The organism is Mesorhizobium sp. P160927 (genome assembly GCF_057766385.1).
On sequence record NZ_JBYMDW010000001.1, the window covers coordinates 687489 to 713216 of the forward strand.

Consider the following 25728-nt stretch of genomic DNA (forward strand, 5'->3'; position numbering starts at 1 on the left):
CGGTGTTCCGCGCTCCATCGCGACTATTTTGCTTCCCCGGTCCAGGCGCGCCTGCCCGGTCCATGGGCGGCATCAGCGTCTTCATGCCTGACACTCGCCATAATAATCACTTGATCGTAGGCAAATTCCCCGCCATTCGCCAGCATCGCGCCACAGACGGTGACAAATGCGCGTTTCGCTGGCAAATTCGCAAACGGGACGTGAATCAGGCAACCAGGAGAACAACATGGCATTTCTTGCCAAGGGTAGGATTTTAGCGGCGGCGGTGGTGGCGGCGCTGGGGCTGGCAACCGGTGCGCAAGCGGCGGCCAGCTGCGGCAAGACCGGCGCCGGCTTCGACGCCTGGAAGCAGGACTTCGCCGCTGAGGCCAAGTCCGAAGGTGTCGAGTCGAGGGGTCTGGCCGCTCTGGCCGGCGCCACCTACGCAACAAGGACGATCTCCGCCGACCGCGCCATCCACAAGGCTTTCAGCGGATCGGTGGACGATTTCATGAAACGCCGCGGCGGGTCGGCGATCATCTCCAAGGGCCGTTCGCTGAAGAAGTCGAACGCGGCGCTGTTCAACCAGATCGAAGCCAACTACGGCGTGTCGCCGGGCGTGCTGCTCGCCATCTGGGGCATGGAAACCGGCTTCGGTGCTTCCATGGGCAACCAGAACACAGTCTCCGCCATTGTGACGCTTGCCTATGATTGCCGCCGTCCCGAATATTTTCACCCGCACGCCATCGCGGCTCTGAAGCTGGTTGATCGCGGAGCGTTGACCGCCTCGTCGGTCGGCGCCATGCATGGCGAGATCGGCCACACGCAGTTCCTGCCCGGAAATGTCTTGAAGTATGCGGTCGGTAGCGGAAACCTGCGCGACAAGGCCACCGCTTTGGCCTCCACCGCCAACTTCCTCAAGGGTCACGGCTGGCGGGCTGGCGCCAGCGCCCAGTCGAACATGGGCGCGATCGCCGGCTGGAATTCCGCAAGCGTCTATCAGCAGGCCATCGCCCGCATCGCCACCGCGATCGACGCCGATTGATCGAACCGCACGGCATTGAACGAAAAACCCGGCCTCCGCGCCGGGTTTTTCATTTCACGTCGAGCGCATAGGAGCAGCCGGCCAGCGTCCTGCCCCCGTGGGACTCGACGGTCGAGACGTTGAGCGTGATGCGCGTGGCAAGGCTCACACCGCTGGCGTCCTCGCTGCTTTCGGCCACGACCTTCTCGCCGAGGAACTTGTCCGGCGTCGAAACCGTCGCCGGAACGTCGAGCTGGCGAGCGAGGTCCGGCGCGGCGATCCCGTCGAGCACCGCCATCGGCCCGGTCGCGGTAAGACGATTGTCCCCGTATCGCGTCCGAAGACATGGATCGGAGCGGGCAGCTCATACTGCCGCAGGAAGGGATTGCCGGAAGCGGCCTCCTTCCAGCCGAGGGTCTGCCCCACATCCGGCTCGCCGGCCAGCCAGAGGGCAAGACCATTATACGCTGGCACATTGGCCCTGCATTCGATGAGGGCGGCGAGGTCCAGGGAGGCGAGGTCGAAATCCCCAGCGGCGACCGGCGTCGCGAAAAGCACCAGCGGCACCAGCCATTCCCGTGAAATGGCCGGCTTCGATCCCGTCACGTCGCTCTCAATGATTTGCCCAGCCGCTCAACGGGCATTTCTGGGAAATGGGAACCTGGAAGGCGCCGTCAACACCGCTGCAGTTGCGAAATTTGAGCGACAGCGGCGCCGGGGCTTGCGTGACCTTAGCAGGCTTCGGCTTGCCCTTGATGACCATCCAGATTTCTGTCGGTTGGTCGAGTTGCAGCCTGTTGATGTCGGAATAGCTGACCCGGCCGCTGCGTACGCCATCGGCGAGGCGCTGGCAGAACAAAGTCGGCATGCGCGCCTGCGATGTGCCCATGAAAGAAGCCATATCGTGCTTGAATGAAATGTTCCATACGCGGACGGCGCCAAGGCACCCTTCCAACCCCGCGTCAGGGGCGCGTTTCGCGGCCGCTTGTGATGACTGGCACCCGATGAGAGCGACGGCTGCCGCAAGCAGAAGAACATTGTTTTTCATGTCAAAGCCCCTTGATCCCGTGCAAGAACCTAAATGAAGCCGCTCAGAGATCAAGGACCAACTTGTCTGGAGCGTTTTTGACTTCCAGTATATTAGACAGATAAAATAAAACCCGACGTCTCCGTCGGGTTTCGTAAGCGTGAGTTGGCGAAAGCCAGGCCGCTGCCCGGTTCAGCCTCGGCGGTTGCGTGCGGCCAATGTCCGCAGCCTCAGCGCATTGAGGCGGATGAAGCCGGCGGCGTCCTTCTGGTCATAGGCGCCACGGTCGTCCTCGAAGGTGACCAGCGCGTCGGAATAGAGCGTCTTCCCAGACTTGCGGCCGGTGACCATGACATTGCCCTTGTAGAGCTTCAGCCGCACCGTGCCTTCGACGTCTTCCTGGCTCTTGTCGATCATCGCCTGCAGCATCAGGCGCTCGGGCGAGAACCAGAAGCCGTTGTAGATGAGCTCCGCGTAGCGCGGCATGAACTCGTCCTTGAGGTGCGCGGCGCCGCGGTCGAGCGTGATCGATTCAATGGCGCGATGGGCCACGATCAGGATGGCGCCTCCCGGCGTTTCATACACGCCTCGCGATTTCATGCCGACGAAACGGTTCTCGACCAGGTCGAGCCGGCCGATGCCATTGTCGCGGCCGAGATCGTTGAGCGCGGCCAGCATGGTGGCCGGCGACAGCTTCTTGCCGTTGAGCGCGACCGGGTCGCCCTTCAGGAATTCGATCTCGATCTCGGTGACGGCATCCGGCGCGTCCATCGGCGACACGGTGCGCTGATGCACGAATTCCGGCGGCTCGCTCCACGGGTCTTCCAGCACCTTGCCCTCGGAGGACGAGTGCAGCAGATTTGCGTCGACGGAGAACGGTGCGTCGCCCCTCTTGTCCTTGGGCACCGGGATCTGGTGCTGTTCGGCGAAGTTCATCAGGTCTGTGCGCGATTTGAACGACCAGTCGCGCCACGGCGCGATGACCTTGATGTCGGGGTTCAGCGCGTAGGCCGAAAGCTCGAAACGGACCTGGTCGTTGCCCTTGCCGGTGGCGCCATGCGCGATGGCGTCGGCGCCGGTTTCCCTGGCGATCTCGACCAGGTGCTTGGAGATCAGCGGCCGCGCGATCGAGGTTCCCAGGAGATAGGTGCCTTCGTAGACGGTATTGGCGCGGAACATCGGGAACACGAAGTCGGCGACGAATTCCTCGCGTACGTCGACGACACGAATGTCCTTGATACCCATCATCTCGGCCTTGCGGCGCGCCGGCTCCAGCTCGCCGCCCTGGCCGAGATCGGCGGTGAAGGTGACGACCTCGGCGCCGAGTTCGGTTTGCAGCCATTTCAGAATGATGGATGTGTCGAGGCCGCCGGAATAGGCGAGCACGACCTTCTTCACGTCTTTGGTCTTGGACATTTCTGCTCCGTCGAAAAGCGGACGCTTGAGGCAAGGCGTCAGGGATTGTCGGAGCGCCTTTTAGCAGGAACGGCAAAGCGAGCAAGCGCACGCGGCGCCAGCCTTCTGATCCAGCGCGGCAGTGCGACGCCCGGCTTGATCGGGAGCAACGATCTCGGGGCCATGCCGCCGGCCACTAGGCGCTCAAGAGCGCCGCCTTGAAGCGCGGCGAAAACTGGCCGAACCGCTCCAGCTCCACCGGAGGATGCGCCGGCCCCGTCTGGCGTCGGCGCGATACATCCTGTATACGCCCCGAATCTTCCCGGGGCCTTGCCATGTCCTTCATTCCCGACACCACCACGCTGATCCAGTTCGCCATCGCCACCGTTATCCTGGCGATCACGCCAGGCCCCGACATGACGCTGTTCGTGTCGCGCACACTGAGCCAGGGCCGCGCCACCGGCTTCGCCTCGATGGCCGGCGCGCTGTGCGGCACGCTGATCCACACCACGCTGGTGGTGGTCGGCGTCTCGGCGCTGATCGTCGCCTCGCCGATGGCTTTCTTCGTGCTGAAGATCTTCGGCGCCGGCTATCTCGTCTTCCTCGCTTGGCAGGCGATCACCAAGGGTTCGGCTTTCTCGCCGGAAAAGAAGACCGGCCCGCAAATCTCGCTGTTGCGCAGCTGGGCGGCGGGGCTCGGCGTCAATTTGCTCAACCCGAAAATCATCCTGTTCTTCATGACCTTCCTGCCGCAATTCGTCTCCGCGCACGATCCGAACGCGCCGGGCAAGCTGTTCTTCCTCGGCTCCATGTTCATCGTGCTGTCGATCCCGGTGACGGTACCGATGGTGCTGGCGGCTGAAAAATTCGCGGCGGCAATGAAAGCCAGCCCCCGTGTGACGCGGGTGGTCGACTATCTTTTCGCCGGCGTGTTCTCGGCGTTCGCGCTCAAGATTCTGACGGCCCAGGCGAAGTAGAGACCTTCCACCAGCTTCCTGCCCAGCGCCCGGCGGCAAGCCAATAGAAGATGCCGCCGACCATGCCGCCACCGAGCACCGCCATGATGGCGCTGGCTTCGGTGACCGCGAAAGCGGAATCGCGGACATTGTCGACGAGGCCGAGGAAAGCCCCCGCCACCACCGCGCCGGCGAGGGCGTAGAACAACCAGTCGCGCCGACCGAGGATTTCGGCAATCAGGATGACGATCGCCGCCGGCATGAAGCCGAAATAGGCGACGAACAGGGCGACGAAAGGAATTGAAAAATAGAGCGACGCCGTCGCCGCCGGATGCGCTTGCGCCGGCCCGTAGCCGAGCGAGGCCAGGAACAGGATGTTGAGGAAGGCGCTCGCCGCCAGCGAGGCTACGGCATAGCCGAACAGGATGATGGCGAAGCGCACGATGTACGCGACGAGACGGTTCATTGGGGATCACGGCCCCTGAGACGACCGGAGCCGCGTCCAGCCAGAAGCCAGTAGACCCAGCCTGCGGCAATGCCGGCGGCGGCCAGAAAACCCAGGAAGCCCGGATTGAAAACGAAGCCTCCGGCCGAGCCCGGCACAAAAACACCGAAGGCGATCGACGTGACCGCGCCCGTGACCGCGAAGTAGAACCATCCTCGCAGCGCCAGCCGTTCGGCGACGAAGATCGCCGGGCCGACGATCAGCAGCGCGCAGATGGCCACGGTCAGCACGGCGAGCGGGAAGGAGGCCAGCCAGTCGAACGTGAAAATGATTGACCAGTTGCCGTCCTCGATCCCGGCCAGCAGAACGATCAGCAGCACAGGCACCAGGATCGAGGTCAGCACGGCGGCGAGGTAGCCGACTGCTATCACCGCGAAACGTGTGAGGCCGGCGACGAGACGGCTCACACCTCGCCGTGCCCCGCGATCATCATGGCTTCCAGCGCCAGCCGGTCGACCTTGCGCATGCGTTCCGATTCCGACTTCAGCTGACCGCAGGCGGCCAGGATGTCGCGGCCGCGCGGCGTGCGGATCGGCGAGGCATAGCCGGCATTGTTGATGTAGTCGGCGAACTTCTCGATCGTCTCCCAGTCCGAGCATTGGTAGTTGGTGCCCGGCCACGGGTTGAACGGGATCAGGTTTATCTTGGCCGGAATCCCCTTGAGCAGCTTGATCAGCCCCTTGGCGTCCTCGATGGAATCGTTGACGTCCTTCAGCATCACATATTCGAAGGTGATGCGCTTGGCGTTGGAGAGGCCGGGATAGGCGCGGCAGGCGGCGATCAGTTCCTTCAGCGGATATTTCTTGTTGATCGGCACCAGAAGGTCGCGCAGATCGTCGTTGGTCGCGTGCAGCGAGATCGCCAGCATGACGCCGATCTCCTCGCCGGTGCGGAAAATCTCGGGCACGACGCCCGAGGTCGACAGCGTGATGCGACGCTTGGACAGGGACAGGCCGTCGCCGTCGGAGGCGATCAGCAGCGCCTTCTTCACCGCCTCGAAATTATAGAGCGGCTCGCCCATGCCCATCATGACGATGTTGGACACTTTCCGGCCCTCGGCCGGCACGATGGCGCCATCCGGCGTGTCGCGGTCGGGGAAGTCGCCGAGCCGGTCGCGCGCGGTGAGCAACTGCGCCAGGATTTCTTCGGCGGTCAGGTTGCGCACCAGCTTCTGCGTGCCGGTGTGGCAGAACGAACAGGTCAGCGTGCAACCGACCTGCGAGGAGATGCAGAGCGTGCCGCGGCCTTCCTCGGGGATATAGACCGTCTCGATCTCCACCGGCCGGCCGGCGCCGCGCGGCGGAAAGCGGAATAGCCACTTTCGCGTGCCGTCGGCGGAAATCTGCTCCTCGACGATCTCGGGCCGGGCAACGGTGAAATGCTTGTCGAGTTCGGCGCGCAGATCCTTGGAGATGTTGAACATGCCGGCGAAGTCGGAAACGCCGCGCACATACATCCAGTGCCAGAGTTGCTGGGCGCGCATCTTTGCCTGACGCTCCGGCACGGTGCCGGATTCGACAAGAGCGGCGGCGAGTTCCGTCCGCGTGAGGCCGATCAGCGATGGCTTTTCGGTCCGCGCGGCACGGCCGCGCAAGGCGTCACGGGCGCCGTCGGCGGTAAGATCGAGTGAAAGGGTCATGGTTGCACAGATATAAGCGGTTTGCGGCCGATTTCATCCATCGGCCCGATATGAAGGGCGGCGCATAGCACAGGTTGAGCGCGAAGTCATGCGGTGCACGACAAACCGGGTCTGCCGTCGGTGTCCCGATCGCGACCGTCCCCGTGAAGGACGGTCGAGGCCGGCCGAGGGAATGTCGTTGGCGGCGATCACTTAGTCGTGTTGGCGTAACGATCCCCCTCGCGCCTTCGAACCCTGAACGGGGCAACTGTGCCCCTACAGAATGGGAGAATGCAGGATGAAATCGATCAAGCTCGCCGTCATTGCCGGCCTCGCCGCGCTTTGCGCCTCGCAGGCGTTTGCCGAGGACACGATGGGCACCATGAGCATGATGAAAGGCGGACAAGTGACGGCGATCATGCCCGACGGGCATATGGGCACCATGACGCCGGACGCGAAGATGGGCGCCGACATGATGAAGATGGCCAAGCCGATCAAGCACTGCATGATGATGATGACCGACGCCAAGGGCAAAGCCTACATGATCGACACCTCGACCAAGAAGGCCCAGGCCGAATGTGAAAAAATGGCCATGTGACCATCTCGCAAGGACTTGCCCGCCGGCTTTGAGGCCGGCGGGACGGGCAGCTTTCATATTGTCCGCGCCTCCATCCCCGCGCCTACCGGTCGATGGACAGCGTATCGATCCCGGTGCTCTGGTCGGTTTCCGGCGGTGGCGGCGCGGCCTCGCGGGCTCGGTAGGACAGCAGGTCGGGAGCGCCGGCCGCTGCGGGATTGGCTTCGAGCCGCGCGATCAGACGCTTCATTTGCGTGATCTCGGGCACCTGTGCGTCGATGATGCCGTCCGCCAGCTTTCGCACCTCCGGATCGTGGATATGGGCGCGTTCGCTGGTCATGATCGCGATCGAGTGGTGCGGGATCATGGCCTTCATGTAAGAGACGTCGCTCACGGTTTCCTGGCTTCTGACCAGCCACAAGGCACCAGCGAATACGAGCATGCCACCGATGACGATGCCGACATTCGCGGCCACGCTCTCGTACATCCCCCACATGAAGCCGATCATGACGATGGCCATGGCGGCGCCCATCACGATGGCCATCCACACCCGGGTCTGGCTGAAGAAAACATGATCCAGCGCATAGGTGTTCAGGTACATGAGCCCCTACATGAGGACCGTGGAAACCAGGATCATCGCGGCGAATCTAACATAGCGCATGACCGCGGGCTCCTTGCTCAAAGGCACCGCGACTGTGGCCTTTTGATCCCGTCCGACCGGCAGACTCGCGCTTGATCGGCGTCATGCCTGTGTTAGGGCTGGGTTTTCCCCCGAGGACAGACATGGCCGGCCAATCGCGAAAACACCCCATGCTGCGGCGTTCGCGCGCCATGTGGGCCTCGCGCCGCGTCTGGCAGCCGCGTCTGGTGTTCTGGGCGGGAGCCATCTCCATCGGCCTGATCAGTGTGCTGTTCGCCGTGCTGGCCGACAAGGCGCAGGCTCTGTTTCATGTCGTGATCGGCAATGACGGCGGCTGGCGCTTCTATCTGCCGCTGGCGATCACGCCGCTCGGCTTTGTGCTGTGCGCCTGGCTGGCGCACGCCGTCTTCCCGGGCTCGCAAGGCAGCGGCATTCCGCAGGCGATCGCCGCCCGCCACCTTCGCGACGACGACGACCGCAGCCATATCCTGTCGCTCAGGCTGGTGGTGGGCAAGATCGCGCTCACCCTTGTCGGCCTGTTCTGCGGCGCTTCGATCGGCCGCGAGGGACCGACCGTGCAGGTCGGCGCATCGCTGATGCTGCAGGCGGCGCGCTGGGGCGGCATGGCGCAGGCGCGCGGCCTGATCCTGGCGGGGTCGGCCGCCGGCATCGCCGCTGCCTTCAACACGCCGCTCGCCGGCATCGTCTTCGGCATCGAGGAGATGGGCCGCACCTATGAGGCGCGCACCAACGGGCTGGTGCTGACGGCGGTCATCCTGGCCGGCCTCGCCTCGCTCGGCGTGCTCGGCAACTACACCTATTTCGGCGTGTCCAAGGAGACGATCTCGTTTGCCGTCGACTGGCCGCTTGTAATCGCCTGCGGCGTCATCGGTGGCGGCTTTGGCGCCTTGTTCTCGTTGCTGGCCCTCAAGGCGACGCGGCGTATCCGACGCTGGAACGCGCTGCAGCCGCTGTGGCGCGCGCTGCTGGTGGCCGCGATCTGCGGACTGGGGGTCGCGGTGATCGGCATCGCCTCGGGCGGGCTGACCTTCGGCACCGGCTACGCGCAGGCGCGCAGCGCGGTCGAAGGCACGCCGCTGCCCTGGTTCTTCTTTGCCGAGAAATTCGGGGCCGGCCTGCTGTCGATGATCTCAGGCATTCCCGGCGGCATCTTCGCGCCCTCGCTGGCGGTCGGCGCCGGCATCGGCAGCTCGCTCGGCCTGATGTTCGGGAGCAGCGCCGGCGTCGCGGCCCTGCTCGGCATGGCAGGCTATTTCGCCGGCGTCGTGCAGGCGCCGATGACGGCTTTCGTCATCATCCTGGAAATGACCGGCAATCACGACAATGTCATCGGCCTGATGCTGGCTTCGATGCTGGGCTACGGCACCGCGCGGCTGATCTCGCACGAGCCGCTTTATCACGCCCTGTCGCGGGTGTTCATCGCCGAGGCGATCCGGCGGCGGCGGGCGGAGGCAGCACCGGAATCAGGGCTGGGCTGAAAAAGCAAAGGCCGGGCGTTACGGCCCGGCCTTCGGTTCAAAAACGAAGATAGCTATTTGCACTTGGCGATCGAGGACAACGCCGCCGAAATGCCCTTAAGCGAGAAGACATAGTTCGTGGGATTGCCGCGGCCCGACTTCGCCGACACCTTCATGTCGGTTCCGGTCTTCATCGCCGCGATCAGCACTGGCTCTTCCGCCGCGTTCTCGACCCAGGCCGATTTGCCGCGCGTGAACATCGAGAAGCTCTTCTTGTCGATGGTGACGGTGGCCTTGGAACCTTCCTGGAAATTGTAGCCGGCGATGAACTGCGGTTCATAGGACACCTGCTGGCCGGGTCGCTGGCTGACGAAGAAGAACATGTCGCCATGGTCGAGCGTCGGCGGCTGCTTGTCGGTCGGCACTGTCAGCACGTAGCAGACCTTGCCGCCCGAAGCCTGGTAGCTGTAGGTTCCCCAGGCATTGTGCTGGCCGATCTTGGTCGCCTGCTGCGCCAGCGCCGGCGCCGCCGAGGCCGCCAGGACCAGGCTCGAAACTAGTGCAATCAATCCGCGCATCGTTTTTCCCGTATTCCAAATGGTGCGGAGGCGGGCCGCGTGGCGTCCTGCCGTCGCTTCATTTTGATTTAATCTGGGTTACCAAACGGTGAATTCCCCAAGAGAAAAGGACTCTTCACCCCAGGAAACCGCCGCCATTTCCGCGCCGCCGCCTTGTCAGCGGCCGGCTCGGTGTCCCTTTGGCGACTTGGAGGCCACGAAAACGGCAAGAGTTTGACTTTTAACCCGCCGCTGAACGCCCCTGTCCAGAGGTCGAGCCGTCGCGGCGGAATTCGGCCGGCGGGACTTCAGCCCTTGTCGGCGATGGCGTCCTTGGCGGCTTGCCGGTGCGCGGGCGTGATATGGGCGCTGACGGCGGTGATCGCGGCGGTCAGCACGGCGATGTCGTCGGTGAAGCCGAGACCGAGGATGAAGTCGGGGATGAGGTCGACCGGCAGGACGAAATAGCCGAGCGCTGCCACCAATATGCCCTTGGCGCGCAGCGGCGTCTTCTTGTCCATGGCGCAGTAATAGGCGGCGACGACATCTTCCATGAACGGAATCTGCCGAGCGGCCTTCCTGGCCGTGCGCCAGAACTTTTCGCGCACTTCGCCCTCGCCGGCCAGCTTGTCGCCAAAGCCGAAAAAATCAAAACCGGATTCTCGCGCCATCTATCTCTCTCCTTGCGGATCCCATGCGCATACCGGCGCATGCCGCCGATCAAAATGTGGTGAAAGCCGAACCGGGCTGCAAGATGCCGGCGCCGATTTGCGGGCCCGCGCCCGGCCTGGACGCTGGACAGCCCGCGTTCAGCCGCCGAAATAGCGGTTCATCTTCTTGGCGAGGTCTATGTCGAGCGCCGTCACGCCGCCGGCGTCATGCGTGTTCAAGGTCACATTGACTGTCTTGTAGACATTCGACCAATCGGGATGGTGGTCCATCTTCTCGGCGGCCAGCGCCACCCTGGTCATGAAGGCGAAGGCTTCGGAGAAATTGACGAAGGTGAAGGTGCGGCCGATCGAGGCGCCATCCTGTGCCAGTGTCCAGCCCTCAAGCCCTGTGAGCGCCGCTTCGGCGGCCTCCCTGCCCAGTTTCTCTCTCGTCATGTCCGCTTCCCGTGCTAATGCGCTGAAGTCGTCACCATAGCGCCGGATCCATGATCGCGAAGCCCATAAATTCCATTCTTTTCGTCTGCCTCGGCAACATCTGCCGGTCGCCGCTGGCCGAAGGCGTCCTTCGCGCCGTGCTGGCGGAGCGCGGATATGGCGGCGATATCGTGCTCGATTCGGCCGCGACCGGCGGCTGGGAGGTCGGCTCCGCTCCCGACCCACGCTCGATCGCCATCGCGTCTCACCACGGCATCGACATCTCGCGGCAGCGGGCGCGCAAGATCATGGCGGAGGATTTTCACCGCTTCGACCTGATCTTCGGCATGGACCGGTCCAACGTCGCCGACCTGAAGGCGCTGGCGCCGGCGGCGGTGCGCGACCGTATCCACCTGTTCCTGGAATTCGCCGAGGGAAGGCCGCGCGATGTACCGGATCCCTACTATGAGGACCAGCAAGCGTTTGCCGAGGTCTATCGCATGATCCGGGAGGCGTCGGAGGTGTTGGCGACACGGCTGGCGGCACGCGTATCGACGCCGGACAGCGGCCATGCCTCCTCGACGATATAGGGGCCGCCACCGACCGAATCGCGCGAGGACATCAGCACGAAACGGCCGATACGGAACGGCAGCGTCGAGAAATTGCCGCGCGCCGACAGATATTGGGCGACGTCGAGCGGGCTCGAATTGCGCAGCCGCGCCAGCGTCACGTGCGGCATGAACCTGCGCGGATCGGCGGGGATGCCGAGCCGTTGGCAGATGCGCTCGATTTCGGCCTGGAGAGCCGCCAGATCGGGCGAGGGCGAAGCGCCGGCCCACACCGCATGCGGCTTCTTCTGGCCGAACGCGCCGACACCCGACAGCGTCAGCGAAAAGGACGGGCGATGCACCCGGTCGAGCGCGTTGGCGATCTCGTCGGCGACATGGCCCTGGACGTCGCCGATGAAGCGTAGCGTCAGATGGTAGTTTTCGACGTCGATCCAGCGGGCCCCGGGCAGGCCGCCCCGGAGCAGGGACAGCGAAAGGGCGGCATCACGCGGAATTTCGAGGGCGGTGAAAAGACGCGGCATGAAGAGCCTCCCTTCCTCGAATCGAAACTGTCATCCCTAGCGAATCATCGATAATCAAATGGAGCAAGTGGTTTGTTGGTCGCGGATGCAATCTAAAGCTTCCGCAACGGAACCGGTTCCATCCGACGTCACGATCCGCCTGGCATGGCCTTCTCGACGGTGGGCAGGATGCGTTCGACCATCAGGTCGACGCCGCGAGCACTCGGATGCAGGCCGTCCTCGAGTTGCAGGCCGGGCTGGCCGGCGACGCCGTCGAGGAAGAACGGATAGAGCGGAACATCGTATTTGCCGGCCAGGTCAGCAAAAATTGCGTCGAAGGCGCTCTGGTAGTCGGCGCCGAGATTGGGCGCCGCCCGCATGCCGGCTAGCAGCACGGCAATCTTTCGCTCTTTGAGCTTGCCCAGCATCTCGTCCAGATTCCTTTTCGTGATGTCGGGCGCGACACCCCGCAGCATGTCGTTGGCGCCGAGTTCGAGGATCACCAGCTGCGTGCCGTCAGGCACCGACCAGTCGAGCCGCGCTAGGCCGCCGCTGGAGGTGTCGCCGGAGACGCCGGCATTGGCGACGATGACGTCATGGCCCTTCGCACGAAGTGCTGCCTGCAATTTATCGGTAAAGCCCTCGCCCGGGCCAAGGCCGTACCCCGCCATCAGGCTGTCACCGAAGCCGACGATCTTGAAAGGCTCGGCGCGCACCGACGAGATGCCGCCGCAGATGGCGAGGAAAACGATCAGGCCTGCGGCAAAGCGGCGTTTGAAAGACATGCGGCAGGTCCCATATGACAGAGAATTCTTCCGGCGATGGCTTCCGACAGGCAGAGCCTCCCTTCATATAGGACGCTTTCATTTTGACAGAAGCCGTCATCGCGCTGAAAGACGTATCCCTGACACTCGGCGAAGGCGCTTCGTCGGTTCATGTATTGAAGGGTGTCAGCCTCGACGTCGCGCGCGGCGAGGCGACTGGCATCGTCGGCCCGTCGGGGTCCGGCAAGTCGACATTACTGATGGTGCTGGCAGGGCTGGAGCGGGTCGATTCCGGTACGGTGCGCATTGCCGGCGAAATCCTCAACGGCAAAAGCGAGGACCAGATCGCTTCGTTTCGCGGCCGAAACATTGGCATCGTGTTCCAGTCCTTCCACCTCATCCCCAATATGACGGCGCTTGAAAATGTCGCGGTGCCGCTCGAACTGGCTGGCCATGCCGATCCGTTCTCGGTGGCGGCGCGCGAACTGGCGGCGGTGGGCCTGAGCGACCGCGTCACCCATTATCCCGGCGAGCTCTCCGGCGGCGAGCAGCAGCGCGTGGCGATCGCCCGGGCGCTGGCACCATCGCCGCGCATCCTGATCGCCGACGAGCCGACCGGCAACCTCGATCAGGCGACGGGGCGGCAGGTCGCCGATCTGCTGTTCGCCAAGGCCGCCGAACGCGGCATGACGCTGGTGCTGGTGACCCATGATCCGGCGCTCGCGGCGCGCTGCTCGCGCCAGGTTTCGATGCGCTCCGGCCGGATCGAGGCGCCGCCGCCGGTCAGGGTCAGCGCCTGATGCCGCTGGCGCGGACCTTGAAGCTTGCCATCCGCTTCTCGCTGCGCGAGATGCGCGGCGGCCTGTCCGGCTTCCTCATCTTCCTCGCCTGCATCGCGCTCGGCGTGGCGGCTATCGGCGGCGTCAATTCGGTGGCCCGCTCCATCACCGCCGGTGTCGCCGATCAGGGCCAGACGCTGCTCGGCGGCGATCTTCGCTTCCAGATCAACCAGCGCGACGCCAGCCAGGCAGAACTCGGCTTTCTCGACGGGCTGGGCGTGGTTTCGCATACCGCCGGCATGCGCTCGATGGCGCGCCTGGCTGACGGGTCCGACCAGGCGCTGGTCGAGGCCAAGGCTGTCGACGAGGCCTATCCGCTCTATGGCGCGCTGGAAACCGAACCGGTGCTGACGAAGCAGGAACTGTTCGGCGGGCAGTTCGGCGTTTTAGGCGCCGCGGCACCCGATCTCTTGTTCGAACGGCTGCATCTCAAGATCGGCGACCGGCTTAAGCTCGGCACCGCCACGTTCGAACTGCGCGCCAGGCTGGTGGCCGAGCCCGACGCGGTCTCCGACGGGTTCGGCTTCGCGCCAAGGCTGATGATCTCGACCGAGGGCCTGGCCGCCACCGGGCTGATCCAACCGGGCAGCCTAGTCGAGAACGCCTACAAGGTCCGGCTGCCCGCCGGTGCCGACGAGGCTCGGCTCAAGGCCATCCAGGACCAGGCGGCCAAGGATTTTCCGGAGGCCGGCTGGTCGATCCGCACGCGCAGCAACGCCGCACCGGCGCTTTCCTCCAACATCGAACGCTTCTCGCAGTTCCTAACGCTGGTCGGGCTCACCGCGCTGGTGGTCGGCGGCGTCGGCGTCGCCAACGCGGTGCGCGCCTATCTCGACGGCAAGCGCGGCGTCATCGCCACCTTCAAGAGCCTGGGGGCATCCGGCGGCTTCGTCTTTGCCGTCTACCTCGTGCAGATCCTGATCATCGCCGCGCTTGGCATCGTGCTCGGCCTCGTGCTCGCGGCGCTGATGCCGTTCGCGGCGAGTGCCGCGCTTCGGTCGGTCATTCCCGTGCCGGCGCAAGGCGGCTTCTATCCCGGCGCGCTCGCCATGGCGGCCCTGTTCGGCCTGCTGGTGACGCTGGCCTTCGCGCTGCTGCCGCTCGGCCGCGCCCGTGACGTCCCGGCAACCGCGCTGTTTCGGGAGATGGGGCTGGAAGGCCGGGGTCTCCCGCGCCCCGTCTATGTCGTTAGCGCGCTCGGCATCGCGCTTTTCCTGGCAGCGCTGGCGATCCTGTTTTCGGGCGACCAGCGCATCGCCTCGATCTTCGTCGGCGCCACCGTTTTTGCTTTCCTGGTGCTGCGTCTCGTCGGCGGTCTGGTGCAATGGGCAGCCAGGAAAAGCCCGCGCGTGCGCTTTGTCGCGCTGAGACTTGCCATCGGCAACATCCACCGGCCCGGGGCGCTGACGCCCTCGGTGGTGCTGTCGCTGGGGCTTGGGCTGACGCTCTTGGTGACACTGGCGCTGATCGACGGGAATCTCAGGCGCCAGATCTCCGGCAGCCTGCCGGAGCGGGCGCCGAACTTCTTCTTCGTCGACATCCAGGGCAGCGAAGTCGATGCGTTCTCCTCGCTGATCGCGGACGAGGCGCCGCGGGGAACGCTGGCCAAGGTGCCGATGCTGCGCGGCCGGGTCATGGCGCTCAACGGCGTCGCCGTCGACAAGGTCAAGGTGCCGGCCGAGGGCGCCTGGGTGCTGAAGGGAGATCGCGGCCTGACTTACGACACCAAGCAGCCGGAAAACGCGACGCTGACCGAAGGCAAATGGTGGCCCGACACCTATGCCGGCGAGCCGCTGGTTTCGTTTTCGGACAAGGAAGGCAAGGAAATCGGGCTGAAGCTCGGGGACACGATCACCGTCAATGTGCTCGGCCGCAATGTCACCGCCCGCATCGCCAATTTCCGCCAGGTCGAATGGGAAACGATGGGCATCAATTTCGTCATGGTGTTCTCGCCCAACACATTCGCCGGCGCCCCGCATGGCTGGATAGCCACGCTCACCGAAAAGAACGCCTCGACGGCCGACGACGCGCGCGTCCTCAACGCCGTCACCCGCGCCTTCCCCGCCGTGACGACGGTGCGGGTCAAGGACGCACTCGACATCGTCAACCGGCTGGTCGGCCAGCTCGGCACGGCGATCCGGGCGGCGGCCGGCGTGGCGCTGATCGCCTCGGTTCTGGTGCTTGCCGGCGCGCTTGCCGCCGGCAACCGGGCGCGCATCCATGACGCGGTGGTGCTGAAGACGCTGGGCGCCACCAGGCGAACGCTGATCACGGCATTCTCTTTGGAATACATGCTGATCGGACTGGCCACCGCGATTTTCGCGCTCGCCGCCGGCAGCGCCGCCGCCTGGTTCGTGGTCGCACGCATCATGACACTGCCATCGCATTTCATGCCCGAGGTGGCGGTGGCGACGATTGCCTTTTCGCTGGTGATCACGGTCGGCATCGGCCTTGCCGGCACCTGGCGGGTGCTCGGCCACAAGGCCGCACCCGTGCTGCGAAACCTCTGATTCGCCGGCCGGCGCCCGCCTGCCCGGGTTAAATCTTGGTAAGAATGCCGTCCGAAACGGCCGGCGAAGGCGCATTTTGACCCGTCACGAACCGTTACACCCGGTTACGGTCTTGTTCTCGACGCGAATAACCATCATATTCCGCGCAGGCATGCTGGAGCCCCCCAGCGGCGCCTGGGTCCGCAAGAGGCCCGACACCGGACGGGGCAGAAGCAACGAGGATTCCAATGGCTGATCCCATTCGCAACTATCAGACGTCGGCGGTGCCCGGCGTCCGCGCCGACATCGACCAGGGTCTGCGCGCCTACATGATCAAGGTCTACAATCTGATGGGGCTTGGGCTGCTCATCACAGGCCTTGCCGCCATCGGCACGATCATGCTGGCCACCACCACCGATCCGGCTTCGGCCGTCGCGACGCTGCCGAGTGGCGAGATGCTGACCTCCTTCGGCTACGCGATCTTCGGTTCGCCGCTGCGCTGGGTTGTCATGCTGGCGCCGCTGGCCGCCGTGTTCTTCCTGTCGTTCAGGATCCAGTCGATGAGCGTCGCCGCCGCGCAGACCACCTTCTGGGTCTATGCCGGTCTGGTCGGCCTGTCGCTGTCGTCGATCTTCCTGGTCTACACCACGGCCAGCATCTCGCAGACCTTCTTCGCCACCGCCGCGGCCTTCGGCGCGCTGTCGCTGTTCGGCTACACCACCAAGCGTGACCTGTCGGCGATGGGCTCGTTCCTGATCATGGGCGTGTTCGGCATCATCATCGCGTCGGTGATCAACATCTTCCTGCAGTCGTCGGCACTGACCTTCGCCGTCTCGGCGATAGGCGTGTTGGTCTTCGCCGGCCTCACCGCCTATGACACGCAGAAGATCAAGGAGATGTATTTCGAGGGCGACACTTCCGATGTCGCGGGCCGCAAGGCCATCATGGGCGCGCTGTCGCTCTACCTCGATTTCATCAACCTGTTCATGTTCCTGCTCCAGTTCATGGGGGACCGCCGCTAAGCGGCATTGGACCATCGACTCCTGAAAGGGCGGCCCAACGGCCGCCCTTTTCTTTTACACGGGTCTCTGCTGTTATTGAAAGCACAGGAGAGGCTTGCATAAAGAATGAGCAATATCGTGATCAGGCCTGCGATCCCCGCCGACCTCGACGCCATAACCGAAATCTACGCCGACGCGGTTGCCAACGGCACGGCGAGCTATGAACTGGAGCCCCCCAGCCGCACCGAGATGGGGACGCGATTCGCCGCACTCGCGGCCGGCGGCTTTCCCTATCTGGTGGCTCAAAAGGCAGGCGCCGTGCTTGGCTATGCCTATGCCGGCGCGTTCCGGCCGCGCCCGGCCTATCGCTTCATCGTCGAGGATTCGGTCTATGTCGCGCCTGACGCGAAGGGCCAGGGTGTCGGCCTTACACTAATGCAAAGCCTGGTCGCGGCGGTCGAGGCGGCAGGCTTCCGCCAGATCGTCGCGGTGATCGGCGATGGCCGCGCCGACAGCGCCTCGGTGAGGCTGCACGAAAAGCTCGGCTTCCGTCATTCCGGCCGCCTCGAGGGCTCCGGTTACAAGCACGGGCGCTGGTTGGACACGGTATTCATGCAGCTATCGCTCAACGGCGGGGCATCGCTGCCACCTGATTCGGATTCGCTGCCGGAGCGGAAGTTCCGGAAGGGAGAACTGAAGAATTGAGGAATAAGACACTCGGCGCCTGACGTAAGCGGCTCTTTTCCTTCGCTCCTCAATTCTTCAATTCGCCATTCACCCCTATACCAGCTTCAGCTTGCTGTCGAAGACGCCGAGCACGCGGCCAAGCTCCTGGCCGCGTTTGAGGATGCGCCCGCCCGCCGCGATGACGGCGAAGGCGCCTTGCTTGCGCGCCAGTTTCGGGTCCTTGACGATCTGGAACAGCGGCACTTCGCTGGCACGGCGGAAGACGGAAAAGACAGCGCGGTCGGTGAGGTGATCGATGGCGTAGTCGCGCCATTCATTGGCCGCGACCATGCGTCCGTAAAGCCTGAGGATCTGGTCCAGTTCGCGCCGGTCGAAGCGGACCGGCTGGTCGAGGCGTGCGCTGCGCGCCTCGTGTAGCGGGATCAATATCGCGGATGCGTCTCCATCCCCCATCCCGCCGCCGTCATCGGTCATGCCTGCCTCGATCCTCAAAAATGAATCTTTGCCAACCAAAGTTGGCCCCTTCGCATCGCAATTGCAAGAGCCGGAGAAGCGAAGCAGCGGCGCGCCGTTTCCGCCGCGTCCAGTCACGTTTGTGAAACGCGTGTTGGAATTGGTGATGGTTCGCCACATTTCTGCCTTTTTTTATCCGCGCTCATGCCCCAATGTCCGACGAATTTACCGGCGTTGCCTGAGACGGTTCGGTCCGGCACCGGCTCGTAAACCCCAAGCCCCCCGCCCACGGGTCTGCGTCGGATCGAACCAACCTCGGCCTTTTCCTCGGAAAAGCCGGGTGCGACGATCCCAAAACCTAAATGACCGACGTCAGAAGCAAGCTGACGTCGGTTTTTTCGTTTTTGAGCCTTGCACCTGGGACTGCGCGGGCCGAGCATCGGCGTAGGGCCGAGGTCGCCAGCCCACGTCGCTATTCAATTCTGCCGACCATGCTTGCCATTTTCCGTATCACTTAATAGGGTGTTAAGTGGAACGGAGACGACAATGCCACACGCATCGGACTCCCCACTGAAACAGTTGAATGGCCGGGCGGCCGTGTCGGAGGCCGGCGGCGTCGGCCCTCGTATCAAGGCATTGCGCACGGCCCGGCGCGTCTCGCTACGCCAGCTTGCCGACATGACGGGCACCACGGCGAGCTTCATCAGCCAGCTCGAGCGCAATCTGTGCGGCGCCAATACGGGCACGCTGCTCAAGATCGCCGCCGCTCTCGATCTCGGCATCAACGATCTGTTCGAGGACAATGCCCGTCCCCTGCACAAGGTTTTGAGGCGCGAGGAGCGGCCGGTCGTTCCGGTCGGCCTCCAAGGCCGCAAGATGCTCCTGTCGCGGCGGCCGATCCATCAATTCGAAGTCTATGCCGGCCATTTCGAGGTTGGCGGCTCGACCGGCGACGAGACCTATGTGCATGGCGGCGAGCACGAAATGTTCATGGTGCTCAGGGGCACCGTCGAGCTGACGCTTGCCGACGAGCGCCATCTGATGCGCGAAGGCGACAGCGTCGAATACGCAACCTCGGTGCCGCACCGGACCGTCAATGTCGGCGACACGCCGGCCGAGGTCCTCTGGATCATCGCGCCGCCGACCGCCGGCGCGCTCGAACTCGATCGATACAGGCCCGGAAACCGCTCGCATCCGGGTGAATGAAAACAATGCGAGTTCTGCAAATGGGAGAGATGATCATGAAACTGAGATTTGGACATGCGGCGGCCGTCGCCGTGCTTCTGGCGGCCACCGCCGCGCTCGCGCAATCCAAGCCGGTGGCGGGAGAGGTCGCTGATGGCTCGCTGAAGGGCAAGACGCTGACCCTGGTTTCCTATGGCGGCATCTACCAGGACGGCCAGGCGGCCGCACTCAAGGAGTTCGTCGACAAGTCCGGCGTCAAGCTCCTCAATGACGGCCCGACGGAGATCGCCAAACTGCAGGCGCAGGTCGAGTCCGGCAATGTGACCTGGGACGTCGTCGATACCGACGACCTGCCGCCCTATGTCTATTGCGGCAAGCTGTTCCAGAAGCTCGATCTGACGAAGCTCGACGTCTCGAAAATCCCGGAAGGCCAGGTCGGCGAATGCTCGGTGCCGGCGATGAACTACGGTGTCGTGCTGATGTACAACAAGGAAAAGTACGGGGATAATCCGCCCAAGAGCTGGGCCGACTTCTTCGATACCCAAAAATTCCCCGGCGTGCGTGGCATCGACGGCTCCGGCAGCCCGACCGGTGGCCTGCTGGAACAGGCTTTCAAGGTTGCCGGCGGCGACCCGAAGGCGATGACGGTGGCCGATATCGACAAGGCGATAGATGTGGTCCGCAAGCTCGGCCCCGACACGATCTTCTGGAAGACGGGTGCAGAATCGCAGCAGCTCGCCGAATCCGGCGAGGCCGACATGCTGATGATGTGGACGGGCCGCGCCATGACGGCGGTCAAGAACGGCGCCAAGTACGCGCCCGCCTGGCAGGACTGGCTGGTGGTGATGGACCAGATGACAATACCCGTCGGCGTCAAGGATACGGATGCATCCTATGCGTTGCTCAATGCCTATCTCGGCAAGCATGCCCAGGAGATATTGGCGGAGAAGACCTCCTACACGCCGATCAACAACGACGCGCAGCCCAAGGTCGACGCTTCCGTCGCCGCCTACCTGACCAATACGCCTGAACGCCAGAAGCAGGGCTACAAGCAGAACTTCAAGTTCTGGGTTCCGAACTTCGCGGTGGCGCAGGAGAAGTGGGCGGCGCTGATGGCCGGGAACTGACCGGCTGACGGGAAGCAAGGCCGTGAGCGCGTCCGAGCCAACCATTCCGGCCGCCGAAAGGCGCTGGGCATGGCGGCCGTTCGCGCTCGCGTTGCCGGCCCTGGTCCTGCTTTTCGGGGTGATCGGCTATCCGCTACTGACCATCGTGCTGCGCAGCCTGTCGGAACCGGAGTGGGGAGCGCAGAACTATGTCTGGTTCTTCAGTGCGCCGATCAACCTTGTCGTGCTCCAGCGGACCTTCGTCATTTCGGCTTGGGTCACGCTGGTGTGCGTGGTTTGCGCTTATCCCTACGCCTATCTGATGACCGCGGTCGGTCCTCGCGTCCGGCTGGTGCTGCTCTTGTGTGTGCTGATCCCGTTTTGGGTGAGCGGCGTGGTTCGCACCTTGTCCTGGGTGATCCTGCTCCAGGATTCAGGCGTCATCAACTCGATCCTCAGGTCGCTCGGGCTCGGTGGTATCAGGCTGATCCGCACCCAGACGGGCGTGGTCATCGGCATGGCGCAGGTGCTTTTGCCGTTCATGATCCTGCCGCTCTATTCGGTCATGAAAGGTATCGATCTCAGGCTGATGCGCGCGGCGCAAAGCCTTGGCGCGCGGCCGTCCCGCGCCTTCTTCACCATCTACCTGCCGCTGTCGCTGCCGGGCGTCTATGCCGGGGCGATCATCGTCTTCATCCTGGCGCTCGGCTTCTACATCACGCCGGCTTTGCTCGGCGGTCCGCGTTCGACCATGCTGTCCACCCTGGTGCAGACACAGGTGCTCAGCCTGCTGCAATGGGGCCGTGGCGGCGCCATGGGCGTGGTGCTGCTGGTCACGACCTTCGTGTTGCTGGCGCTCGCCGCGCCCGTGATGCGATCCCGGTACCGGGAAGCGGAGCGGCGCTGATGGAGATGAAGCCGCTCACCCGCGTCATCCTCGGCCTTGTCTGCCTGTTGGTGGCCATATGGCTGGTGGCCCCCACGCTGGTCGTGGTGCCGATGTCGTTCAACGAGAACAAGTCGCTGGCGTTTCCGCCGCAGGGCTTTTCCTGGCAATGGTACCAGAATTTCGCCACGAACCCGGACTGGTCGAACAGCTTCCTCAATTCGCTGAAGGTCGCCTCGATCGTTGCCGTGCTGGCAACGGTGCTCGGCACGCTTGCCGCCTTCGGCCTCGACCGCATGAAGGCACGGCCGGCAAACCTGCTGCGCATGCTGATGTTGACGCCTATGGTGGTGCCGGGCGTGGTGCTGGCCATCGGCATCTACGCGGTCTATCTCGATACACGGCTTGTCGGCACGCTGCTCGGCTTCGTGCTCGCGCACACCATCCTTGCGCTGCCCTTTGTGCTGATTGCCGTCTCGGCCAATCTCGAAGTGTTCGACAGGCGGCTCGAGACAGCCGCGGCGAGCCTCGGCGCCAGCGCGCTCACCGCCTTCCGCACGGTGACGCTGCCGCTGATTGCACCCGGCATGCTGTCGGGCCTGCTGTTCGCCTTCGCCACCTCCTTCGATGAGATCGTCGTGTCGCTGTTCATCACCAATCCCTACCTCAAGACATTGCCGGTGCAGATCTTCGCTTCCATCACGCGCGACGCCGACCCGACGGTCGCGGCCGTCGGCACGATCCTGTTGTTTGCCACCACGATCCTGATCGGCGGCGGCATGCTTCTTCTTGGCCGCGAGCGGAAAGGACGCCAATGACCTTGGGGCAAGAGAGCAGGGGCGCGGCGATCGATCTCAGGACGATCAGCAAGGCCTATGGCAGCTTCAAGGCGCTGGACGGCGTGTCGCTGCACATCGAGGCCGGCGAGTTCATGACGCTGCTGGGACCAAGCGGCTCCGGCAAGACGACGACACTCAACGTCGTCGCCGGCTTCACCGAGGCCAGTGCCGGCGCGCTGGAAGTGGGGGGCAAGAGCGTCGTCGGCGTGCCGGCGCACAAGCGCAACATCGGCGTGGTCTTCCAGCATTACGCGCTGTTTCCCCATATGACGGTGAGCCGCAACGTCGCCTATCCGCTCGCCTTGCGCGGCGTGGCGGGAGCCGAGCGCGAACGACGGGTGCGCCAAGCGCTCGACATGGTCAAGATGGCGGATTTCGGCCATCGCTTCCCCAGCGAGCTTTCGGGCGGCCAGCAGCAGCGCGTGGCGCTGGCCCGCGCCATCGTCTTCGACCCGCCGCTGCTGTTGATGGACGAGCCGCTCGGCGCGCTCGACAAGAAGCTGCGCGAATGGCTGCAGCTCGAGATCAAGCGCATTCACCGCGAACTCGGCACCACCTTCGTCTATGTGACGCACGACCAGGAAGAGGCGCTGGTGCTGTCGGATCGCATCGCCGTGTTCAACCGGGGCCGGATCGAACAGATCGGTACCGGGCGCGAGCTGTATGACGAGCCGGCGACACTGTTCGTCGGCAAGTTCATCGGCGATTCCACCGTCTTGCGCGGGGCCGCCGCCACCTCGGGCCAGGAGACGGCGATCGAGATATCAGGCCAGACGGTGACGACCGCCAAGCGTCTCCCCAATGGCGGCAGGCCGGTCATGCTGCTGCGTCCCGAAAAGCTGGCGCTCGCCCGCCCTGGCGCAGGCGGCGATGGCCGCAACCGGCTCACGGGGCGCATCGGCGAAGCCATCTATCTCGGCTCCGGCTCAAAATACGAAGTCGATCTGGCCGACGGCTCGAAAGCCATCGTGCGCTCGACGCTGGAAGCAGACAGTTTCGTCATCGGGGACGAGGTCGAGGTGCTGTTCGCCGGCGCCGACGTGAAGCTGCTCCCCGACGACGACAAGGCTGACCTGACGCTCACCTGATTTCGGAACGGATTTCAAGAAAATGCAAGCCAAGCACAATGGCGACGTGTCGTTCTGGTATGCCGATATCGGCGGGGTGCCGGCCTATCGGCCGGCCTTGCCCGGCGACATCGAGGCCGATGTCTGCATCGTCGGCGCCGGTTACACCGGCCTGTGGACAGCCTATTATTTGAAGAAGGCGCGGCCTGCGCTGCGCATCGCCATCGTCGAGAAGGAGTTCGCCGGCTACGGCGCGTCGGGCCGCAATGGTGGCTGGCTGTCGGGCGGCTTCAGCTGGTCGCGTGAGAAATACGCAAAGACCTCCTCGCGCGGCGCGGTGATCGACATGCAGCGCGCCATGTCCGGAACGGTCGATGAGGTGATCGCGGTGACGGAAGCCGAAGGCATCGACGCAGATATCCGCCGTGTCGACAACATCACCGTCGCCACCAACACAGCACAATTGCAGCGCGCCAAGGCCGAATACGAGGAGCTGCTGGGCTGGGAGATGCCGCCGGAGCGGCTGGCCTTCCTCGATGCGCGGGAGGCGCGCCAGCGCATCGCCATCGACAAGGTGCTGGGCGCCTTCGTCGTGCGCAACGTCGCGCGTGTCCAGCCGGCCAAGCTGGTGCAAGGCCTGGCGGCGGCTGTCGCGCGGCTTGGCGTGCCGATTTACGAGCAGACGCAGGTGCTGGCGATCGAGAAGGGCAAGGTCACCACCAGCAGAGGCATCGTGCGGGCAGGGAAGATCGTCCGCGCCACCGAAGGCTTCACGGCTGGCATCCCCGGCTACGAGCGTCTCTGGCTGCCGCTGAACAGCGCCATCGTGGTTACCGAGAAGCTGCCGCAAGAACTGTGGGATCAGATCGGCTGGAACGGTTACGAGGTGCTGGGCGATGCCGCCCACACTTATTGCTACGCGCAGCGCACGCGCGAAGGCCGCATAGCCATGGGCGGCCGTGGCGTGCCCTACCGCTTCGGTTCGCGCACCGATGTGCGCGGCCGGACCCAGCAAGCGACCATCGACCAGTTGCACGAGGTGCTGACCAGGTTGCTGCCGCGGACCAAGGGCGTGCGCCTCGACCATGCCTGGTGTGGGACGCTTGGCGTACCGCGCGACTGGTGCACCACTTCAGGCTTCGACCGGGAAAGCGGCATTGGCTGGGCCGGCGGCTATGTCGGGCTCGGGGTTTCCAGTTCCAACCTGTCAGGCCGCACCCTGCGCGACCTCGTGCTCGGCCACGACACCGAGCTGACCCGGCTGCCCTGGGTCAACCGCACGGTCAAGAAATGGGAACCGGAACCACTGCGCTGGCTCGGCGTGCATACAATGTACCAGCTCTATCGCATCGCCGACCGGCGTGAAGCAAACGGCTTGGACCGGACCTCACGCCTTGCGGCTTTCGCCGATCGCCTGACCGGACACTGAGCATCCGGGCGAACTGCGTCACAGGTGCCCGGCATTGCGCCGAACCGCGTGACGTTACAGCTTACGATCGAGGGAGGTCTCGGATCCGGGTTTGTGGATGAAAGCCGCACCCAGGATGGGGCCTGGCAGGCCATCCTTGCCGACCGACTGCAAAAGCACGGCGCAGCCGCCTTTCTTGGTGATCTCGCTCAGCGGCAATTCGTATCGCTGCGCCATGCCATGCCACATGCCGGCGGTCTGGATCCCGGTGACCGCGTTCCAATAGGTCATCTTACGGCCGGAGTTCTCGCCCTGGCCGATCTTGACAGTCTGCGGCGCGTCGAAATAGACGATGACGACATGGGCGTCGTTCGGGCCGGCGCCGGCGTCACCTGCGTCGATGATCACCCGGTCGCCGGTGCGGCTGACCTTGATGGGCACACGCATGCCTTCGCCGGCACGGGCCATGCGGGCAAGCGCGCCGTCGACCTCACCGCGATTGGCGCCGTTGACATGCATGCGGCCGTTCAGGACGGCCTGCGGCGTATAGACCGAACGGCTGCTGAAATAGCGCATATAGTCATATTGCCGCTCGGTGTTTTCCTTGTGGCTCAGCGTGTCCTTCCAGCCGAGATAGTCCCAGTAATCGACGTGATAGGCGAGCGCGACAAGGTCTTGCCTCGTGGCGAGTTCGGCGAAGAACGCGTCCGCCGGGGGGCAGGAACTGCAGCCCTGGCTGGTGAACAGTTCGACCACGCCGAGCGGCCTGTCGGGTTTCTCGGCCTGGGCCGTTTCGGGCTCGCTGGCACGGCCAGCGCCGGCATAAACCGAGAAGGCCAGCGCAAAGGCTGCCAGCCACAATGATCGTCGCGAGGCCATGACCATTCCAATTCCCACCGGTGATGCCGGCTTTGTTCTGCTTTGCCGAAATATGTGGCAGAACGGGAAGTCAACGGGAAGTCACGTTGCGGTGAAATTTACCGCTGCAATCGTGAGGTAAGGCCGCAATAGGAGCAGCCGCTGCATTTCAAGGCGTGGTTCGATTGAGCGGCGGCATCATCGCCATGCGGCAAGTTCTCCTCACCGCCATCTAT

29 protein-coding genes are annotated in these 25728 nt (G+C 64.2%); 15 read left to right on the forward strand and 14 right to left on the reverse strand.

Features of this window, described 5'->3' with window-relative positions:
• Window positions 1–226: 226 nt before the first annotated feature.
• Window positions 227–1024 (forward strand): lytic murein transglycosylase, encoded by a 798-nt coding sequence (locus tag AC3CB8_RS03495; RefSeq protein WP_352726531.1) that lies wholly within the window; start codon window positions 227–229, stop codon window positions 1022–1024.
• A gap of 49 nt (window positions 1025–1073) precedes the next feature.
• On the opposite strand, the gene AC3CB8_RS03500 is transcribed toward AC3CB8_RS03495, so the two are convergent.
• The 3 genes from AC3CB8_RS03500 to AC3CB8_RS03510 all read right to left on the reverse strand — a co-directional run bounded on the left by AC3CB8_RS03500 (window position 1074) and on the right by AC3CB8_RS03510 (window position 3446).
• Entirely contained in the window at window positions 1074–1301 is a 228-nt protein-coding gene (locus AC3CB8_RS03500) for a hypothetical protein (RefSeq protein WP_023774465.1), read from the reverse strand.
• 315 nt (window positions 1302–1616) lie between these two features.
• Entirely contained in the window at window positions 1617–2051 is a 435-nt protein-coding gene (locus AC3CB8_RS03505; RefSeq protein WP_031248378.1) for a hypothetical protein, read from the reverse strand.
• A 171-nt stretch (window positions 2052–2222) separates the two neighbouring features.
• Complete coding sequence (locus AC3CB8_RS03510) at window positions 2223–3446, reverse strand: argininosuccinate synthase (protein WP_023782099.1); 1224 nt, start codon at window positions 3444–3446, stop codon at window positions 2223–2225.
• 314 nt (window positions 3447–3760) lie between these two features.
• Between AC3CB8_RS03510 and AC3CB8_RS03515 the strand changes: the two genes are divergently transcribed.
• The gene (locus tag AC3CB8_RS03515; protein ID WP_023774461.1) at window positions 3761–4402 is read left to right on the forward strand and encodes a LysE family translocator; all 642 of its coding nucleotides are present in this window, start codon (window positions 3761–3763) and stop codon (window positions 4400–4402) included.
• On the opposite strand, the gene AC3CB8_RS03520 is transcribed toward AC3CB8_RS03515, so the two are convergent.
• From AC3CB8_RS03520 to rlmN, 3 genes are read right to left on the reverse strand one after another with little or no spacing between them, the layout of a single operon-like run.
• Window positions 4374–4847, reverse strand: a complete 474-nt coding sequence (locus AC3CB8_RS03520) for a hypothetical protein (RefSeq protein WP_023782098.1) — start codon at window positions 4845–4847, stop codon at window positions 4374–4376. The two genes, AC3CB8_RS03515 and AC3CB8_RS03520, sit on opposite strands and share 29 nt — an antisense overlap.
• On the reverse strand, window positions 4844–5293 hold the full coding sequence (locus tag AC3CB8_RS03525) for a hypothetical protein (protein ID WP_023774459.1): 450 nt from the start codon (window positions 5291–5293) through the stop codon (window positions 4844–4846). The genes AC3CB8_RS03520 and AC3CB8_RS03525 overlap by 4 nt, the downstream gene beginning before the upstream one ends.
• On the reverse strand, window positions 5290–6525 hold the full coding sequence (gene rlmN / locus AC3CB8_RS03530) for a dual-specificity RNA methyltransferase RlmN (RefSeq protein ID WP_352549531.1): 1236 nt from the start codon (window positions 6523–6525) through the stop codon (window positions 5290–5292). Before rlmN ends, AC3CB8_RS03525 begins: the two co-directional genes overlap by 4 nt.
• Window positions 6526–6802: 277 nt before the next feature.
• On the opposite strand from rlmN, the gene AC3CB8_RS03535 reads away from it, so the two are divergent.
• Window positions 6803–7102, forward strand: coding sequence for a hypothetical protein (locus AC3CB8_RS03535; RefSeq protein ID WP_023774457.1), 300 nt, complete (start codon window positions 6803–6805; stop codon window positions 7100–7102).
• An 82-nt stretch (window positions 7103–7184) separates the two neighbouring features.
• Here the strand turns inward: AC3CB8_RS03535 and AC3CB8_RS03540 are convergent, their stop codons facing one another.
• Window positions 7185–7682, reverse strand: coding sequence for a DUF305 domain-containing protein (locus AC3CB8_RS03540; protein ID WP_352563916.1), 498 nt, complete (start codon window positions 7680–7682; stop codon window positions 7185–7187).
• A gap of 182 nt (window positions 7683–7864) precedes the next feature.
• On the opposite strand from AC3CB8_RS03540, the gene AC3CB8_RS03545 reads away from it, so the two are divergent.
• Window positions 7865–9220, forward strand: coding sequence for a chloride channel protein (locus AC3CB8_RS03545; protein WP_352615580.1), 1356 nt, complete (start codon window positions 7865–7867; stop codon window positions 9218–9220).
• A 53-nt stretch (window positions 9221–9273) separates the two neighbouring features.
• Here the strand turns inward: AC3CB8_RS03545 and AC3CB8_RS03550 are convergent, their stop codons facing one another.
• The 3 genes from AC3CB8_RS03550 to AC3CB8_RS03560 form a co-directional block, all read right to left on the reverse strand.
• Window positions 9274–9777 carry an invasion associated locus B family protein gene (locus tag AC3CB8_RS03550; protein ID WP_015314944.1) on the reverse strand — a complete coding sequence of 168 codons (504 nt, stop codon included), beginning with the start codon at window positions 9775–9777 and terminating at the stop codon, window positions 9274–9276.
• Between the two features lie 287 nt (window positions 9778–10064).
• Window positions 10065–10427 (reverse strand): YkvA family protein, encoded by a 363-nt coding sequence (locus tag AC3CB8_RS03555; protein WP_023793556.1) that lies wholly within the window; start codon window positions 10425–10427, stop codon window positions 10065–10067.
• A gap of 138 nt (window positions 10428–10565) precedes the next feature.
• Window positions 10566–10862 (reverse strand): 4a-hydroxytetrahydrobiopterin dehydratase, encoded by a 297-nt coding sequence (locus AC3CB8_RS03560; RefSeq protein WP_023774453.1) that lies wholly within the window; start codon window positions 10860–10862, stop codon window positions 10566–10568.
• A 50-nt stretch (window positions 10863–10912) separates the two neighbouring features.
• Here AC3CB8_RS03560 and AC3CB8_RS03565 point away from each other — a divergent pair, with 50 nt between their 5' ends.
• Window positions 10913–11431: a low molecular weight protein-tyrosine-phosphatase gene (locus AC3CB8_RS03565; protein WP_352563486.1), complete on the forward strand. Its 519-nt coding sequence runs from the start codon at window positions 10913–10915 to the stop codon at window positions 11429–11431.
• Here AC3CB8_RS03565 and thpR read toward each other — a convergent pair.
• A complete protein-coding gene (thpR, locus tag AC3CB8_RS03570; RefSeq protein WP_352563485.1) occupies window positions 11335–11931 on the reverse strand; it encodes an RNA 2',3'-cyclic phosphodiesterase in 597 nt (198 codons plus the stop codon). The two genes, AC3CB8_RS03565 and thpR, sit on opposite strands and share 97 nt — an antisense overlap.
• Window positions 11932–12059: 128 nt before the next feature.
• Window positions 12060–12695, reverse strand: coding sequence for an arylesterase (locus AC3CB8_RS03575; protein ID WP_023774451.1), 636 nt, complete (start codon window positions 12693–12695; stop codon window positions 12060–12062).
• An 83-nt stretch (window positions 12696–12778) separates the two neighbouring features.
• Here AC3CB8_RS03575 and AC3CB8_RS03580 point away from each other — a divergent pair, with 83 nt between their 5' ends.
• The 4 genes from AC3CB8_RS03580 (at window position 12779) to AC3CB8_RS03595 (ending at window position 17708) form a co-directional block, all read left to right on the forward strand.
• Window positions 12779–13474 (forward strand): ABC transporter ATP-binding protein, encoded by a 696-nt coding sequence (locus AC3CB8_RS03580; protein ID WP_352563484.1) that lies wholly within the window; start codon window positions 12779–12781, stop codon window positions 13472–13474.
• Entirely contained in the window at window positions 13474–16023 is a 2550-nt protein-coding gene (locus tag AC3CB8_RS03585; protein WP_352563483.1) for an ABC transporter permease, read from the forward strand. Before AC3CB8_RS03580 ends, AC3CB8_RS03585 begins: the two co-directional genes overlap by 1 nt.
• 227 nt (window positions 16024–16250) lie before the next feature.
• Window positions 16251–17024, forward strand: coding sequence for a Bax inhibitor-1/YccA family protein (locus AC3CB8_RS03590; RefSeq protein WP_023774447.1), 774 nt, complete (start codon window positions 16251–16253; stop codon window positions 17022–17024).
• A 105-nt stretch (window positions 17025–17129) separates the two neighbouring features.
• On the forward strand, window positions 17130–17708 hold the full coding sequence (locus AC3CB8_RS03595) for a GNAT family N-acetyltransferase (RefSeq protein WP_352563481.1): 579 nt from the start codon (window positions 17130–17132) through the stop codon (window positions 17706–17708).
• A 75-nt stretch (window positions 17709–17783) separates the two neighbouring features.
• Here AC3CB8_RS03595 and AC3CB8_RS03600 read toward each other — a convergent pair whose 3' ends face one another.
• On the reverse strand, window positions 17784–18164 hold the full coding sequence (locus AC3CB8_RS03600; RefSeq protein ID WP_023782086.1) for a DUF2794 domain-containing protein: 381 nt from the start codon (window positions 18162–18164) through the stop codon (window positions 17784–17786).
• 525 nt (window positions 18165–18689) lie between these two features.
• Between AC3CB8_RS03600 and AC3CB8_RS03605 the strand changes: the two genes are divergently transcribed.
• From AC3CB8_RS03605 to AC3CB8_RS03630, 6 genes are read left to right on the forward strand one after another with little or no spacing between them, the layout of a single operon-like run.
• Window positions 18690–19349, forward strand: coding sequence for a helix-turn-helix domain-containing protein (locus tag AC3CB8_RS03605; protein ID WP_023793541.1), 660 nt, complete (start codon window positions 18690–18692; stop codon window positions 19347–19349).
• Window positions 19350–19384: 35 nt separating this feature from the next.
• The gene (locus AC3CB8_RS03610) at window positions 19385–20455 is read left to right on the forward strand and encodes an extracellular solute-binding protein (protein ID WP_352563480.1); all 1071 of its coding nucleotides are present in this window, start codon (window positions 19385–19387) and stop codon (window positions 20453–20455) included.
• 22 nt (window positions 20456–20477) lie between these two features.
• Window positions 20478–21341 (forward strand): ABC transporter permease, encoded by an 864-nt coding sequence (locus AC3CB8_RS03615; RefSeq protein ID WP_023774442.1) that lies wholly within the window; start codon window positions 20478–20480, stop codon window positions 21339–21341.
• Window positions 21341–22138 (forward strand): ABC transporter permease, encoded by a 798-nt coding sequence (locus tag AC3CB8_RS03620; protein WP_023774441.1) that lies wholly within the window; start codon window positions 21341–21343, stop codon window positions 22136–22138. The genes AC3CB8_RS03615 and AC3CB8_RS03620 overlap by 1 nt, the downstream gene beginning before the upstream one ends.
• Window positions 22135–23247 carry an ABC transporter ATP-binding protein gene (locus AC3CB8_RS03625; protein WP_023774440.1) on the forward strand — a complete coding sequence of 371 codons (1113 nt, stop codon included), beginning with the start codon at window positions 22135–22137 and terminating at the stop codon, window positions 23245–23247. Before AC3CB8_RS03620 ends, AC3CB8_RS03625 begins: the two co-directional genes overlap by 4 nt.
• A gap of 22 nt (window positions 23248–23269) precedes the next feature.
• On the forward strand, window positions 23270–24655 hold the full coding sequence (locus tag AC3CB8_RS03630) for an NAD(P)/FAD-dependent oxidoreductase (protein ID WP_023782080.1): 1386 nt from the start codon (window positions 23270–23272) through the stop codon (window positions 24653–24655).
• Between the two features lie 54 nt (window positions 24656–24709).
• On the opposite strand, the gene AC3CB8_RS03635 is transcribed toward AC3CB8_RS03630, so the two are convergent.
• Complete coding sequence (locus AC3CB8_RS03635; protein WP_352552389.1) at window positions 24710–25519, reverse strand: DUF1223 domain-containing protein; 810 nt, start codon at window positions 25517–25519, stop codon at window positions 24710–24712.
• Window positions 25520–25728: the final 209 nt, after the last annotated feature.

Bases quoted from the DNA above. Each gene is read 5' to 3' on its own strand.
- AC3CB8_RS03495 (WP_352726531.1), top strand. From the start codon at position 227: ATGGCATTTCTTGCCAAGGGTAGGATTTTAGCGGCGGCGGTGGTGGCG.
- AC3CB8_RS03500 (WP_023774465.1), bottom strand. From the start codon at position 1,301: ATGGCGGTGCTCGACGGGATCGCCGCGCCGGACCTCGCTCGCCAGCTC.
- AC3CB8_RS03505 (WP_031248378.1), bottom strand. From the start codon at position 2,051: ATGAAAAACAATGTTCTTCTGCTTGCGGCAGCCGTCGCTCTCATCGGG.
- AC3CB8_RS03510 (WP_023782099.1), bottom strand. From the start codon at position 3,446: ATGTCCAAGACCAAAGACGTGAAGAAGGTCGTGCTCGCCTATTCCGGC.
- AC3CB8_RS03515 (WP_023774461.1), top strand. From the start codon at position 3,761: ATGTCCTTCATTCCCGACACCACCACGCTGATCCAGTTCGCCATCGCC.
- AC3CB8_RS03520 (WP_023782098.1), bottom strand. From the start codon at position 4,847: ATGAACCGTCTCGTCGCGTACATCGTGCGCTTCGCCATCATCCTGTTC.
- rlmN (WP_352549531.1), bottom strand. From the start codon at position 6,525: ATGACCCTTTCACTCGATCTTACCGCCGACGGCGCCCGTGACGCCTTG.
- AC3CB8_RS03535 (WP_023774457.1), top strand. From the start codon at position 6,803: ATGAAATCGATCAAGCTCGCCGTCATTGCCGGCCTCGCCGCGCTTTGC.
- AC3CB8_RS03540 (WP_352563916.1), bottom strand. From the start codon at position 7,682: ATGTACCTGAACACCTATGCGCTGGATCATGTTTTCTTCAGCCAGACC.
- AC3CB8_RS03545 (WP_352615580.1), top strand. From the start codon at position 7,865: ATGGCCGGCCAATCGCGAAAACACCCCATGCTGCGGCGTTCGCGCGCC.
- AC3CB8_RS03550 (WP_015314944.1), bottom strand. From the start codon at position 9,777: ATGCGCGGATTGATTGCACTAGTTTCGAGCCTGGTCCTGGCGGCCTCG.
- AC3CB8_RS03555 (WP_023793556.1), bottom strand. From the start codon at position 10,427: ATGGCGCGAGAATCCGGTTTTGATTTTTTCGGCTTTGGCGACAAGCTG.
- AC3CB8_RS03560 (WP_023774453.1), bottom strand. From the start codon at position 10,862: ATGACGAGAGAGAAACTGGGCAGGGAGGCCGCCGAAGCGGCGCTCACA.
- AC3CB8_RS03565 (WP_352563486.1), top strand. From the start codon at position 10,913: ATGATCGCGAAGCCCATAAATTCCATTCTTTTCGTCTGCCTCGGCAAC.
- thpR (WP_352563485.1), bottom strand. From the start codon at position 11,931: ATGCCGCGTCTTTTCACCGCCCTCGAAATTCCGCGTGATGCCGCCCTT.
- AC3CB8_RS03575 (WP_023774451.1), bottom strand. From the start codon at position 12,695: ATGTCTTTCAAACGCCGCTTTGCCGCAGGCCTGATCGTTTTCCTCGCC.
- AC3CB8_RS03585 (WP_352563483.1), top strand. From the start codon at position 13,474: ATGCCGCTGGCGCGGACCTTGAAGCTTGCCATCCGCTTCTCGCTGCGC.
- AC3CB8_RS03590 (WP_023774447.1), top strand. From the start codon at position 16,251: ATGGCTGATCCCATTCGCAACTATCAGACGTCGGCGGTGCCCGGCGTC.
- AC3CB8_RS03595 (WP_352563481.1), top strand. From the start codon at position 17,130: ATGAGCAATATCGTGATCAGGCCTGCGATCCCCGCCGACCTCGACGCC.
- AC3CB8_RS03600 (WP_023782086.1), bottom strand. From the start codon at position 18,164: ATGACCGATGACGGCGGCGGGATGGGGGATGGAGACGCATCCGCGATA.
- AC3CB8_RS03605 (WP_023793541.1), top strand. From the start codon at position 18,690: ATGCCACACGCATCGGACTCCCCACTGAAACAGTTGAATGGCCGGGCG.
- AC3CB8_RS03610 (WP_352563480.1), top strand. From the start codon at position 19,385: ATGAAACTGAGATTTGGACATGCGGCGGCCGTCGCCGTGCTTCTGGCG.
- AC3CB8_RS03620 (WP_023774441.1), top strand. From the start codon at position 21,341: ATGGAGATGAAGCCGCTCACCCGCGTCATCCTCGGCCTTGTCTGCCTG.
- AC3CB8_RS03625 (WP_023774440.1), top strand. From the start codon at position 22,135: ATGACCTTGGGGCAAGAGAGCAGGGGCGCGGCGATCGATCTCAGGACG.
- AC3CB8_RS03630 (WP_023782080.1), top strand. From the start codon at position 23,270: ATGCAAGCCAAGCACAATGGCGACGTGTCGTTCTGGTATGCCGATATC.
- AC3CB8_RS03635 (WP_352552389.1), bottom strand. From the start codon at position 25,519: ATGGTCATGGCCTCGCGACGATCATTGTGGCTGGCAGCCTTTGCGCTG.